This is a genomic window from Curtobacterium sp. MMLR14_010, from assembly GCF_001865015.1.
Taxonomy (GTDB): Bacteria; Actinomycetota; Actinomycetes; order Actinomycetales; family Microbacteriaceae; genus Curtobacterium.
Genome location: NZ_MJGV01000101.1, coordinates 1 through 12,292 on the forward strand (window position 1 = coordinate 1; position 12,292 = coordinate 12,292).

Annotated in this window: 11 protein-coding genes; 5 read left to right on the forward strand and 6 right to left on the reverse strand. The window is 71.5% G+C overall.

What is annotated here, in order from left to right; genetic code table 11:
* Positions 1 to 99: 99 nt before the first annotated feature.
* The gene (locus BIU98_RS17520) at positions 100 to 696 is read right to left on the reverse strand and encodes a DUF1992 domain-containing protein (protein WP_071279460.1); all 597 of its coding nucleotides are present in this window, start codon (positions 694 to 696) and stop codon (positions 100 to 102) included.
* 126 nt (positions 697 to 822) lie between these two features.
* On the opposite strand from BIU98_RS17520, the gene BIU98_RS17525 reads away from it, so the two are divergent.
* The gene (locus tag BIU98_RS17525) at positions 823 to 1,887 is read left to right on the forward strand and encodes a sodium:calcium antiporter (protein ID WP_071279462.1); all 1,065 of its coding nucleotides are present in this window, start codon (positions 823 to 825) and stop codon (positions 1,885 to 1,887) included.
* A 66-nt stretch (positions 1,888 to 1,953) separates the two neighbouring features.
* On the opposite strand, the gene BIU98_RS17530 is transcribed toward BIU98_RS17525, so the two are convergent.
* Positions 1,954 to 3,777: a glycoside hydrolase family 15 protein gene (locus tag BIU98_RS17530; RefSeq protein ID WP_083393372.1), complete on the reverse strand. Its 1,824-nt coding sequence runs from the start codon at positions 3,775 to 3,777 to the stop codon at positions 1,954 to 1,956.
* 478 nt (positions 3,778 to 4,255) lie between these two features.
* Here BIU98_RS17530 and BIU98_RS17535 point away from each other — a divergent pair, with 478 nt between their 5' ends.
* The 4 genes from BIU98_RS17535 to BIU98_RS17550 all read left to right on the forward strand — a co-directional run bounded on the left by BIU98_RS17535 (position 4,256) and on the right by BIU98_RS17550 (position 8,891).
* A complete protein-coding gene (locus BIU98_RS17535; protein WP_071279464.1) occupies positions 4,256 to 5,422 on the forward strand; it encodes an RtcB family protein in 1,167 nt (388 codons plus the stop codon).
* A 169-nt stretch (positions 5,423 to 5,591) separates the two neighbouring features.
* Positions 5,592 to 6,395 (forward strand): DUF1206 domain-containing protein, encoded by an 804-nt coding sequence (locus BIU98_RS17540; protein ID WP_071279466.1) that lies wholly within the window; start codon positions 5,592 to 5,594, stop codon positions 6,393 to 6,395.
* Between the two features lie 475 nt (positions 6,396 to 6,870).
* Positions 6,871 to 7,746 (forward strand): SMP-30/gluconolactonase/LRE family protein, encoded by an 876-nt coding sequence (locus BIU98_RS17545; protein WP_071279468.1) that lies wholly within the window; start codon positions 6,871 to 6,873, stop codon positions 7,744 to 7,746.
* 71 nt (positions 7,747 to 7,817) lie between these two features.
* Positions 7,818 to 8,891 carry an alpha/beta fold hydrolase gene (locus BIU98_RS17550; RefSeq protein ID WP_071279470.1) on the forward strand — a complete coding sequence of 358 codons (1,074 nt, stop codon included), beginning with the start codon at positions 7,818 to 7,820 and terminating at the stop codon, positions 8,889 to 8,891.
* A 93-nt stretch (positions 8,892 to 8,984) separates the two neighbouring features.
* Here the strand turns inward: BIU98_RS17550 and BIU98_RS17555 are convergent, their stop codons facing one another.
* The 4 genes from BIU98_RS17555 to BIU98_RS17570 form a co-directional block, all read right to left on the reverse strand.
* Positions 8,985 to 10,178 carry an NAD(P)/FAD-dependent oxidoreductase gene (locus BIU98_RS17555; protein WP_071279472.1) on the reverse strand — a complete coding sequence of 398 codons (1,194 nt, stop codon included), beginning with the start codon at positions 10,176 to 10,178 and terminating at the stop codon, positions 8,985 to 8,987.
* A 10-nt stretch (positions 10,179 to 10,188) separates the two neighbouring features.
* A complete protein-coding gene (locus BIU98_RS17560; RefSeq protein ID WP_071279474.1) occupies positions 10,189 to 10,989 on the reverse strand; it encodes an SDR family NAD(P)-dependent oxidoreductase in 801 nt (266 codons plus the stop codon).
* A gap of 77 nt (positions 10,990 to 11,066) precedes the next feature.
* Positions 11,067 to 11,573, reverse strand: coding sequence for a Dps family protein (locus BIU98_RS17565; RefSeq protein WP_071279476.1), 507 nt, complete (start codon positions 11,571 to 11,573; stop codon positions 11,067 to 11,069).
* Positions 11,574 to 11,685: 112 nt separating this feature from the next.
* Positions 11,686 to 12,192, reverse strand: coding sequence for a MarR family winged helix-turn-helix transcriptional regulator (locus tag BIU98_RS17570; protein ID WP_254788022.1), 507 nt, complete (start codon positions 12,190 to 12,192; stop codon positions 11,686 to 11,688).
* Positions 12,193 to 12,292: the final 100 nt, after the last annotated feature.

A 12,292-nucleotide genomic window follows, 5' to 3' on the forward strand; every position in this document is an offset into this window, starting at 1 on the left:
CCAGATCAAGTAACACCCCCGAGGGTTCAACCCGCACAGCACCACACACGAGAACGCCGCCCCGATCACGGGGGCGGCGTTCTCTGCGTTGCAGCAGCGTCAAGCGCGGCGACGCCACCACCGACGCGGACGGGCATCGGCCAGCGCCTGCTCCGCCGCCCGCGCGGCCGCCGCCATCCGGACCTGCCGCCGCTCGCGCCAGGCCTGCACCTCGGCCTCGACGTCCCGCATCGGCGTCACCACGGGTGGCCCTCCGAGGAGCTGTCGGCGGGCCTCCTTCACCCGGGCGTTGAAGTCCACGAGGACGTCGCGGACGTCGGACTCCACTGAGAGTGCGTCCAGGTGCTCGTCGAGCTCGGCGTCCTCGGTCCGCAGGGCCAGAGCGGGCGGGGCGATGCCGCGGATGTCCTCGCGCTCGATCTTCGACTTGATCCACCAGTCGGGGTCGTGCTGGCCGTCGATCCCGGGCAGCGGCTTGCCGTGGTACGGGTTGCCCTCGAAGACCCCGCGCCGCTCCGCTTCGGCGATCTGGGCCCGTGCATGGGCGGCCACGTCGGCGGCCTTGAGCAGCCGGCGTTCCTCGCGCACCTCGTCCGGGTCGAGCGATCCGCGTTCGATCTCGCTCTCGACGAGCTGCTGGTAGCGGTAGCGGGCGGCCCTCCTGAGCCGGTCCATCCGTGCGTCGACGTCGTTCATCGTCAGACCATGATGCCCCGCACCCCCGACGACGCACCCAGGCCGGGCGGCCGCACACCCACCACGCCGCCTCGGAGCGGTCCCCTCCGAGAACCCGCACGGGCGCGGTGGTCCACGGTCTGCTGCATGGACTCACTGCCACTCTGGCTGCTCGTCGTGGTCTTCGTGGCCGGAGCGGCCGTGATCTGGGTCGCCGGCATCCAGCTCTCGAAGACGACCGACGTGCTCGACACCCGCCTGCACCTCGGCAGCGCGCTCGGCGGCCTCATCGTGCTGGCCGTCGCGACGAACCTGCCCGAGATCGCCATCACGGTCAGCGCCGGGCTCTCCGGGTCGATCGAGGTCGCGGCCGGCAACATCCTCGGCGGCATCGCGTTGCAGACCGTCGTCATCGCCGTCCTCGACGCGTTCGGCAAGCGCGGGAAGGGCGTGAAGCCGATCACCTACCGCGCCGCCTCGCTGACCCTGGTGCTCGAGGCGGTCGTCGTCGTAGCGGTCCTCGCCGTCGTGATCGCGGGCAGCCAGCTGCCGCCGGACCTCGTCGTCGCCCGGCTGACCCCGGACGTCGTGCTCATCGCCGCGATCTGGCTCGTCGGGCTGTTCCTCGTGCAGCGTGCGAGCAAGGGGCTGCCGTGGCACGAGAGCGGGCACGCGCCCGACGCCAGCCCGCACGCCACCGGGCACCGCACCCGCACGCCGGACGCGACGAAGCCGATGAGCACCAGGAAGGCCGTGGTCGTCTTCAGCGTCTCCGCCCTCGCGACCCTGGTCGCCGGTGTCGTGCTCGAGCAGGCCGGGGACGCGGCGTCCAGCCAGATCGGGCTGTCCGGCGTGCTGTTCGGGGCGACCGTCCTGGCCCTGGCGACGAGCCTGCCGGAGATCTCCACGGGCCTCCAGGCCGTGAAGCAGGGCGACGACAACCTGGCGGTCTCCGACATCTTCGGCGGCAACGCCTTCCTGCCGGTGCTGTTCCTCGTCGCCACCCTGCTGTCGGGCAAGGCGGTGCTGCCGCAGGCCAACGCGAGCGACGTCTACCTGACCGCGCTGGCCGCACTGCTGACGCTCGTCTACGCGGTCGGACTGGTGTTCCGGCCGCAGCGCCGGATCGCGGGGATGGGCGTCGACTCGTTCGTCGTCGTCCTGCTCTACCTGGTCGGCGTCGCGGGCCTCGTCGCCATCAGCATCGGCTGAGCCGGAGCCGGAGCCGGAGCCGGAGCCGGAACCGGGTCAGGTCCCGGACCCCGAGTCGGAGCCGGGTCAGGACCCGGACCCCGACACCTCCTCGATCGTCAGCGCCGCCTGGATGAGCGCCAGGTGCGACAGCCCCTGCGGGATGTTGCCCATGAAGGCCCCGTCCTCGGCGCTGAGCATCTCGCTGAACAGTCCGACGTCGTTCGCCTGCGCGACCATGTCGTCCATCAGGCTCCGTGCGTCGTCGACCCGTCCGACGCAGGCCAGCGCAGCGGCGAGCCAGAACGAGCACGCGACGAACGGCGACTCCTCGACCTCCATGCCCGAGTACCGGTAGACGAGCGGCCCGTGCTGCAGCTGCTCCTCGATCGCGCGGATCGTCGACTCCATGCGCGGACCTCGGTCGAAGGCGCTCATCGCGTGCAGCAGGATCGAGGTGTCGAGCGTGTCGGTGCCCGGGTACATCACGTAGGCGCCGAGCTCCTCGTTCCACCCGTTGTCGGAGACCCACTGCTCGATGAGCTCGCGGTTCTCCTGCCACTTCTCCTTCGGGCCGTCGATCATGCCGGCGTCGTGCAGCTCGATGGCCGCGTCGAGCGCCTGCCAGCAGCCGATCTTGCTCGACACGTAGTGCTGCGTCTCCTCGAGCTCCCACATGCCCGAGTCCGCTTCCGGCCAGCGGTGGCACGCGTCGTCGGCGAGGTCCTGCAGCACCGCGGCGGTCTTGCGGTCGAGGACGTTGCCGGCGCGGACGTACTGGCGGAGGATCTCGAAGACGTCCCCCCAGACGCCGAGCTGCAGCTGGTCGCCCGCGCGGTTGCCGACGGTGACCGGCCCGATGCCGTTCCACCCGGGGACGTCGCGCTCCTCGACCTCGTCGGTCTTCGAGCCGTCGAGCGCGTAGAAGATCGGCATCGTCTCGTCGTGGTCGGCGATCGTGCGCATCATCCACGACACCGCGGCGTGGGTCTCCTCGCGCAGGCCGAAGCGGGTGAGGGCGTGCACCGTGTACGACAGGTCGCGCACCCAGGCGAACCGGTAGTCCCAGTTCTTCCCGCCGGTGCGGTCCTCGGGCAGGCTCGTCGTCGGCGCCGCGGCGATGGCCCCGGTCGGCGAGAAGATGAGCAGCTTCAGCGCGAGGGCGCTCCGCTGCACGGCCTCGGCCCACGGCCCGTCGTAGCTGAACTCCTCGGACCAGGCTTCCCAGTTCGCGATCGTCCGGTCCATCGCGGCGAGCGCGCTCTCCGGTCGCGGCATGAAGATCGGCTCGTCGTGCGTGCCGACGATCGTCAGGATCTGCTTCGAGCCCGCCGTCGCGTCGAACCGCCCGGAGAAGCGGGGGCCGTCGTCGTGCACCGGGTCGAAACCCTGCTCGACGATCGCGATGGTGACGCCGTCGATGCCGATCACCGCGCCGTTCGCCGTGTCGAGGCGCTTCGGCTCCGCCTGGTTCAGCAGCGTGCCCGGCACCACCGCCCACTCCATCTCGACCGTGCCCTCGACGCCCTGCACGCAGCGCGCGACCTCGGCCCACGGCAGTCGACCGGCGACACCGGTGACCATGGCGTCCGTCACGGTGACGCTGCCGGACGACGTGGTCCACGTGGTGACCAGGACGTTCGTGCCGGCGATGTACTCGCGGGACACGGTGGCGTCGTCGGCGACCGGGCGCAGCGCGACGTGGCCGCCGTGCTCGGCGTCGACGATGCTGGCGAAGACGGGCGGCGAGTCCATCGAGGGGATCGGCAGCCAGTCGATGCGACCGTCGCGGGCGATGAGCGCCACGGTCCGGCCGTCCCCGATCGCGCCGTACGAGCGCAGGGGCACGTACCCGTCGGTGCGCTCCTCGTTGTCGGAGGCGTCGGGCGTGTCTCGCGTGCGTTCAGGCATGCGTCCATGCTGCCCGGAGGCCCTGCGGGTGAGCACCCCGGCCGCGTACCCCGCCCACCGGAGCCGAGCCGGGCCTCCAGTCCGACAGGACGACACAGGACCCGGCTTGTGCATCCCGGGCGTGTCGCGCTAGTCTCGCTCTCCTGCCCGCCCCGGGCAGGACCTGCCAGCGGCAGGACACCGGAAGGACCGCGCATGCGCGCCGTGCAGTATCCCGAACAGCGGATCGAGCTCCAGCTCGATGCGCTCGCGGTGCTGCTCGAACAGCGCAGCGAGCAGCAGTCCGCCGGGAACCCCGCGTAGGCACGACCGTCACACGACGTCCCCGCGCCCACCCGGCCCGGGGCGTCGCTCGCCGTCCTCCTCACGTCCGTCACGGACGTCGCGTCCGTCAGGACGTTCGGTCCACACCGGACGGGAGGCTCGGCACAGTTCCGCCTCGGACCGTCACCAAGAAGCGACGAGACGAGAAGAAGCAATGCAGAAGATCACCGGCCGGCTGCTGTCCTGGGCATCGCTGCTCGAGGAGAACACGGAGCAGCAGGCCCGCACCACCGCGCGGATGCCGTTCGTGTTCCCGCACGTGGCACTGATGCCCGACGCCCACCTGGGCCTCGGCGCGACCGTCGGGTCCGTCATCCCCACGCTCGGCGCCGTGATGCCGGCAGCGGTGGGCGTCGACATCGGCTGCGGCATGATCGCCGTTCGCACGCAGTTCACCCGCGCGGAGCTGCCGACCGACCTGCAGCCCCTCCGCGAGCAGATCGAGCGCGCGATCCCGCTGTCCGCCGGTGCCACGAACCGCAAGATCGTGGCGACCGCGGCACCCCGGATCGCCGAGCTCGAGACGATGGCCGAGGCCGCCGGCTTCGACCCGGCAGGCACCCTGAAGGGCTGGCGCAACCAGCTCGGCACCCTCGGGTCCGGCAACCACTTCATCGAGGTGAGCGTCGACGAGGAGGACCGGGTCTGGCTGTTCCTGCACTCCGGGTCGCGCGGGGTCGGGAACAAGATCGCCCAGCGCCACATCGCCGTCGCCAAGGCAGCGATGCAGCGGTGGTGGATCGAGCTGGCGGACCCCGACCTGGCGTACCTGGTCGAGGGCACGCCCGAGTTCGACCGCTACATCGCCGAGCTCCGGTGGGCGCAGCACTTCGCCCTGCTGAACCGCGAGGAGATGATGGACCGCGTCGTCCGGCAGCTGTCCGAGGTGATGGGGCAGCCCGTCGACGAGCGCGAGCGGATCAACTGCCACCACAACTTCACGCAGCGCGAGGAGCACTGGGGGAAGTCCGTGTGGGTGTCCCGCAAGGGTGCGATCCAGGCGCGGACCGGGCAGCTCGGGCTGATCCCCGGGTCGATGGGCACCGCGTCGTACGTCGTCGAGGGGCGGGGGAACAAGCCCTCGCTGGAGTCCTCGCCGCACGGGGCCGGCCGGATGTACTCGCGGTCGGCAGCGCGCCGGACGTTCACCCACGAGCAGCTCCGCGCCGCGATGGTCGGCATCGAGTACCGCGACACCGACGCGTTCCTCGACGAGATCCCGGCGGCCTACAAGCCGATCGACCAGGTGATGGAGGACGCCCGTGACCTCGTCACGATCCGGCACACGCTCCGCCAGGTCGTCAACGTGAAGGGGGACTGACCGGCGGACGGATCGACTGCCGGACGGGAGGCGCGGGGCGGGCCCGCACCGCGCCTCCCGTCCGGCAGCGGGTCGTGTCGGACATCCGCAGCCGGCTCGGGCAGTGTGGTCACCTGTGAACACCACCGCTGAAGCCACTGCCCGCGAGACCGGACGACAGGCGCGCCGCGTGGCGGACAGTCGCTGGTTCGAGCTCACCGCGCGGGGAGGCTTCGTCGGCAGCGGCGTCGTGCACCTGCTCATCGGGTACCTGGCGATCCTGCTCGGCATCGGGAACGCGGCGGCCGGCAGCGGCTCGCAGGGGTCGCAGTCCGGCGAGACCGACCAGTCCGGCGCGCTCGCCCAGATCGCCGCTGTCCCGGGCGGGATCGTCCTGCTCTGGGTCGTGGCCGTGGGGACCGCTGCCCTCTGCCTGCGCCTGGTCATCGAGGCCGTCGTCGGCGGCCGCACCGACAGCGCCCGAGCATGGCTGGCTCGTGCGAAGAACGCGGCGAAGGCCGTCGTCTACGGCGCGATCGCCTACTCCGCCGGCTCGTTCGCGCTCGGGGCGGGGAAGAGCTCGAGCGGTTCCACGCGGAGCGCTGCCGCGAAGACCCTGGCCACCCCGGGCGGCGTGTTCCTGCTGCTGCTGGTCGCCGCCATCGCGGTCGCGGTCGGCATCGGCCTCGTGGTGATCGGCATCCGTCGCTCCTACCGGAAGCAGCTCGTGACGCCGCCGCGCTCGGTCGAGCCGACCCTCACCGTGCTGGCGGTCGCCGGCTACGTCGCGAAGGGCATCGCGGTGACGATCGTCGGCGTGCTCGTCGCCGTCGCGGCCTTCCGGAGCGACCCCGACCAGGCGACGGGGCTCGACGGGGCGTTCGACGCCCTGCGCTCGATGCCCGGCGGGTCCGTCGTGCTCGTGGTGATCGGCATCGGGTTCCTGGCCTTCGGCGCCTACAGCTTCCTCCGCGCGAAGTACGCGAAGATCTGACGCTTCCCGGGCGGGTGCGGGTGCCCGCGCCGGCGCCGACGGTCCCCTTCCCATCCCCCCGACCCGCCGATCGGTCACGACACCCCGCTCACGTCCGGCGAGTGGCCACCAGCTGTCGTCTCGACGGCCGCCGCGCGACGGTCTGCGCCCCCTCGGCGATCACTCGACGGGGTGTCGCGACCACTCGGCACTCACCCGTTGGACTGCCGCGCCGACCCGTGCGTCGAGGCAGGCCGGACGACGGAGTTCGGCGTGCGGGAGGTGGTCGTCATGCACTGTCGGCTCCGTCCGGTGGTGTGTCACGTTCGAGGAGTAAGCCCCGGACGAGGCGCTCGATGAGCGTCGGCGCGCCGGGGCGATCACGTTCCCGGGGTGCTTCGACGCTCCCAGTCCACGCGCCGGCCGTGGGCGTCGACGGCGGAACTGTGGACAGCTGCTGAGCGCGGTGTGTGGTGGCCCGCGGTAGACCGGGACCATGACGACGAGCGCCACCACCGGTCCAGCCCACCTGTTCTCCGACGCGGGCGCCGTCCTCGCGGAGAGCATCGTGTGGGACCCCGACCAGCGCGTCCTGCGCTGGACCGACATCACCCTCGGGACGCTGAACACCGCCGACGCGTCGGGCTCCCCGCTGAGCGCCGTCCCGCTGACCCCGCCGCTGGCGTCCTTCCAGCCCAGGGCCCAGGGCGGGTTCGTCGCGGCCCTCGGGGACACGGTCGTCGTCACGGACGCCGAGGGCGGCAACCCGCAGACCATCGCGCAGGTCGAACACGCCCACGCCGGCATCCGCTTCAACGAGGGCAAGTGCGACCCGTTCGGCCGCTTCCTGGTCGGCAGCATGAACCTGACGACGGGGGAGCCCGACGGGGCGTTGTACTCGGTGGAGCCGAACGGCACGACCCGGGTGCTCCGCGGGGGCTTCGGCACGACGAACGGCTTCGAGTGGTCCCCGGACGGCGACCTGATGTACGTGACGGACACCAGCACCTCGACGATCTACCGCGCGACGTACGGCCCCGACGGGGAGCTCGGCGAACTGGAGCCCTTCGTCGTGGGCGCTCCCCACGACGGTCTCGTCCGCGACGACGAGGACTGCTTCTGGAGCGCGAGCTACGGCGAGGGCCGCATCGAGCGGTACGACGCCTCGGGGGCACACCTGGAGACGGTGGAGATCCCTGCGCCGAACGTCACGTCCGTGGCCTTCGGCGGTGACGACATGTCGACGCTCTTCGTCGCGACGGCGCGCGAGAACCTGACCGAGGAGCATCTCGAGGAGCACCCGCACTCCGGCGGCGTCTTCGCGGTGCCGACGCGGGTGCACGGCATCCCGGCGTACGCCTTCGCGGGCTGACAGCCGCACTCCTCGGCTCGGAGCGCTGCCGGCGGTAGTCTGGACGACCGCCTGCGACCCGAGGAGCACCCGTGAACGAGGACAGCCCGCGCCACGCCGACGCCCTGGAGCACACGGAGAGCGCCGACGTCGTGGTCAAGGTCGACCGCGTCCCCGTCGACGGCACGAACGTCCGCGTCAGCTCGATCGGCGACGTCGGCAAGCGTCCGTTCCTGCTCGTCGCGGGCCTGGGCATCGCGTCGACGTACTACGAGCGCCTCGCGCCCAACCTCGAGGAGTTCGGGCCCGTCCGCGCGCTCGACCTGCCGGGCTTCGCGGGCGTGCCCAAGTTCCGCGGCACCGTGTCGATCGAGCGCTACGCCGACGCCGTCGAGCGCGTGATCGAGGAGCTCGGCCTCGACAACCCGGTGCTCGTGGGCCACTCGATGGGCACGCAGGTCGTCACCGAGGTCGCCGCGCGCCACCCCGAGATCACCGACCTGGTCCTGATCAGCCCCGTCGTCGACTCGACGGCTCGGACCATCAGCGAGTCCGCCGTCCGGTTCCTCCGCTCGGCCCTCCACGAGCCCTCCGCCGTCCGCTGGCACGCCGTGACCGCGTACGCGCTCTGCGGCTGGCACTGGTTCCGCAAGGTGCTGCCGAAGATGATCGCGTTCCCGATCGAGGAGCGCGCCCCGCACGTGCAGGCCCGTGTCCTCATCGTCCGCGGGGAGCACGACGCGATGGTCCCGCGCGACTGGGTCCGGCGGCTCGCGCGGGTCTTCCCGCACGCGGTCCTCCGCGAGGTCATCGGCGGAGCCCACTCGGTCATGCACGCGCAGGCCGACGTCGTCGCGCGGCTGGCCGTCGCCCACGTCAAGGGCGAACTGACCGACCGCGGGGTGTCGTCGATGCAGCGGGTCCGCGACGACTCGACGAAGACCGACCTGGCCCGGCTCGGCCCGGGCGACGCCTGGCTCGTCGTCCGTGCGCGCTTCAAGGAGCTGTTCGGCATGGCGAAGGGCGACGACGAGGTCCTCGAGGCCGGCAAGTCCGCGCACGCACTGGCGATGGCGGACGACGCCGACGCACCGGTCGACCCGGACGTCTGTCACGAGATCGTCGAGGCTGTCGCCCCGGAGCTGAACCGTCGCGACGACCGCTGACCGCGGTCACCGCCTGGAGGCCCGGTGCCGGTCTCGTTGACCGGCACCGGGCCTCCAGGGCGGTGCGTCCAGGGCGCCGGAGCGCCCGACTGGTCAGGCCGTGATGCGGCCCGGCAGCATGTCGGGCGTGAGCGAGTTCGCCTCGGCGAGCACCTTCCTGGCGTCGTCGGTCTTGTCCGACACGTTCCAGAGCAGCACGCCGCGCACGGTGTCGTCCTCGTCCAGGTAGTAGACGACGCCGGTGACGGTCGGGTCCTGCCAGTCCTCGACGGTGCGCAGGTCGGTCGAGACCGTCCCGACGGCCTCGTAGCCCATGTCGAACACGTTCGAGTAGTACATCGGCGTGTGGTCGTACGTCTCGTCGGCGTCGGCGAGGTTGCGGCCCGCCTGGCGCCCCTGCTGCTGCGCGTTGTCGACGTGCTCGACCCGGCGGGTGCCGAGGATCCGGTCGGGGTACCGGGCGACGTCCCCCGCGGCGAACACGGCGGGGTCGTCGGTGACGAGCGTCGAGGACACGACGATGCCGTCGTCCACCGTGAGACCGGCGTCCGCGGCGAGACCGGTCACGGGTTCGATCCCGAGGCCGACGACGACCGCGTCGGCCTCGACCACGGAGCCGTCGTCGAGCGTCAGGGTGACGCCGTCGGCGGTCTGCGAGCCCTCGGTCACGCGGCGGCCGGTCCGGAGCTCGACGCCGTGGTCGACGAAGCGCTGCTGGAACGCCCTGGCCAGGTCATCGGGGAACATCGCGCCGCCGACCACCTCGTCCGGGTCGACCAGGGTGACGCGGGCGCCGCTCTGCACGACGCCCGCGGCGATCTCGGTGCCGATGTACCCGCCGCCGACGACGACCACGTGCGCACCGGCGTCGGCCAGGCTGCGGAGGCGTCGGTAGTCGGCCGCGCTGCGGTAGTCGAGCACGCGGTCGGACGGCTCGAGTCCGGGCAGGCCGCGGGGCTTGCCGCCCGTGGCGATGAGCAGCTGCTCGTACCCGTGGGTCGCCCCGTCGGCGGTCGTGACGGTCTTGGCTGTGCGGTCGATCGACTCGACCCGGGTGCCGAGCAGGAACTCCGCCCCGGTCTCCTCGGTGTGCAGGTCGACCTTCTCGTCCCAGCTGAAGTCCGGGTCGGTCCAGAGCTTCTTCGACAGGGCGGGTCGCGCGTACGGGCGGTCGACGTCCTCGCTGAGGACCCCGATCGTGCCGTCGGTGTCGAGCTCGCGGATGCCGCGGGCGGCCGCGTCGGCGACCATGCCGCCGCCGACGATCAGGTAGCGGTAGTCAGTCATCGTGTCCTCGTCAGATCGTGGCGACCGAGCCGGAGTCGACCCGGTAGTTGGAGCCGTTCACGAAGCTGGCGAGCTCGGAGCAGAGGAACGCGACGACGTTCGCGACCTCTTCCGGCTCGCCGCGGCGCTTGAGCTCCATGTACGGACGTTCCTCGTCGAGGAAGCTCTCGACGGCCTCGTCGAAGGTGCTGCCGATCTGCTCGGCACGCTTCTTCATCATCGTGTCGGTCATCGGGGTGTGGATGAAGGCGGGGCTGACGGTGTTGACGAGCAGGCCCTCCTTCGCGTAGCTGCGGGACAGGCCCTTCGCGAACGAGAGCACCCCGGCCTTGGCGGCGCAGTAGGGCAGCTCGTCGTCGTACGGCTGCGAGGCGTCCTCGGAGACCAGGTAGACGATGCGACCCCAGCCGCCGTTCCGCAGGTCGGCGATGAACTCGCGGGTGATCCGCACGGGCCCCATCAGGTCGACGTCGAGGGTCTCGGCCCAGCCGGCCTCGTCGATCTCGTGGAACATGCCCTGGGCGCCGGTGACGCCCGAGGACTGCACGAGGATGTCGATCTCGCCGACGGCGTCCCGCACCTTCCCGTGCAGCGCGGCCAGGCTCTCGGCGCTCCGCACGTCGGCGGCGAAGGCGTGCAGTCGGCCGAGCGGCGCCTCGAGCTGGTCGGCGGCGTTGTCGAGTCGTGCCTGGTCGATGTCGGTCACGACCACCGTGGCACCCTCTGCGAGGAGGATGCGGGCGGTGTTCCAGCCGATGCCGGAGTCACCGCCGAACACGAGTGCGGTCTTGCCCTGGATGCCGAGGTCCACGGTCGGTCCCTTCCTGGTTCAACGAACGACCGCGCGGCGCGAGTGCGCCGCGCGGTCACCTGCTGGTGGTGCTGGTGTCAGGCGTGTGCGGAGGCCTCGGCGGTCGGCGAAGTCACCGCGGCGGCCAGCGGGGTGCGCGGCGCACGGTTCTCGGCGCTGACCATCCAGGCGAGCTGCTCGAGGCGCTCGATGAAGCCGTGGAGCAGGTCGGCGGTCGTCGGGTCTTCCTCGTCGACCTCGTCGTGCACGTCGCGCATGGTGCCCGTCGCCTGGTACAGGCGGAGCGTGACCTGGTCGATCGCGTCGTGCGTGGTGATCTCACCGGCGGGGAACGCGTCGAGGTGGCTGCCCGCTGCGACGGTCGCCGAGCGGCCGTCCGGCACCAGGTACAGCGCGCGCATGCGCTCGGCGGTGTCATCGGCGAACTCACGGGCGGCGTCGACGATCTCGTCGAGCTGCAGGTGCAGGTCGCGGAAGTTCGTGCCCAGGATGTTCCAGTGGGCCTGCTTGCCCTGGAGGTGCAGGTCGATGAGGTCCACGAGGACCGCCTGGAGGTTCTCGGCCATCTTGTCCGATGCGTGCATGGTGGTGGCTCCTTTCGCTTCGGTTGACCACTCCGGTCTACGCGGTGGGAGCGCCGCCGTTCACAGTGCGCGGTGAGGGAGTGTCCCCCGCAGGCGCGCAGGACAGGCGCCGTCAGTGCGACGGAGCGGGGTCGACCTGGTCGACGGCGTCGCGCATGTGCTCGAGGAAGAACGCCACCGTGCGGGCGTCCTCGACCGAGAGTCCCTCGGCGATGGTCATCATGCGGCGGTGCATGGTGCCGAGCGTGGCGCGGACCTCGTCGTCGCTCTCGGTGGTCGGGGTGATCACGAGGGCGCGTCGGTCGGTCGGGTGCTTGTCGCGACGGACGTGGTTGCTCTTCACGAGGCGGTCGATGAGGATCGTCGTCGACGCCGAGGAGATCTTCAGGTACGCGGCGAGGTCCTTCGGGCTGACCTGGCGGCCGGCGCGCTGGGCCTGCAGCAGGTACCGCACGGCGAGCAGGTCGGTCTCGCCCATGCCCATCGAGTCACGGGTGCGCCGGCGCATCGCGGCCTCGGCGGCGCGGTACCGACGCAGGGCGTTCAGCACGGCGACGCCGCGCTGGGTCGCGTCGTCGTCGGGGAACCAGTACCCCGACGCTTCGGCGATCTCCTGCATGGTCATGGCGTCAGGGTAACCCGTCTCGTTGCTAGATCGTCTAGCGACCGCGGCGTGGACCGCCGGTTGCTCACAGCGGACACATCGGACGGGAGGCTCC

What these genes read in the sequence shown, in the direction of transcription:
- BIU98_RS17570 (WP_254788022.1), bottom strand. Translation starts at nt 12,192, where the DNA reads ATGCAGGAGATCGCCGAAGCGTCGGGGTACTGGTTCCCCGACGACGAC.
- BIU98_RS17530 (WP_083393372.1), bottom strand. Translation starts at nt 3,777, where the DNA reads ATGCCTGAACGCACGCGAGACACGCCCGACGCCTCCGACAACGAGGAG.
- BIU98_RS17535 (WP_071279464.1), top strand. Translation starts at nt 4,256, where the DNA reads ATGCAGAAGATCACCGGCCGGCTGCTGTCCTGGGCATCGCTGCTCGAG.
- BIU98_RS17525 (WP_071279462.1), top strand. Translation starts at nt 823, where the DNA reads ATGGACTCACTGCCACTCTGGCTGCTCGTCGTGGTCTTCGTGGCCGGA.
- BIU98_RS17520 (WP_071279460.1), bottom strand. Translation starts at nt 696, where the DNA reads ATGAACGACGTCGACGCACGGATGGACCGGCTCAGGAGGGCCGCCCGC.
- BIU98_RS17545 (WP_071279468.1), top strand. Translation starts at nt 6,871, where the DNA reads ATGACGACGAGCGCCACCACCGGTCCAGCCCACCTGTTCTCCGACGCG.
- BIU98_RS17555 (WP_071279472.1), bottom strand. Translation starts at nt 10,178, where the DNA reads ATGACTGACTACCGCTACCTGATCGTCGGCGGCGGCATGGTCGCCGAC.
- BIU98_RS17565 (WP_071279476.1), bottom strand. Translation starts at nt 11,573, where the DNA reads ATGCACGCATCGGACAAGATGGCCGAGAACCTCCAGGCGGTCCTCGTG.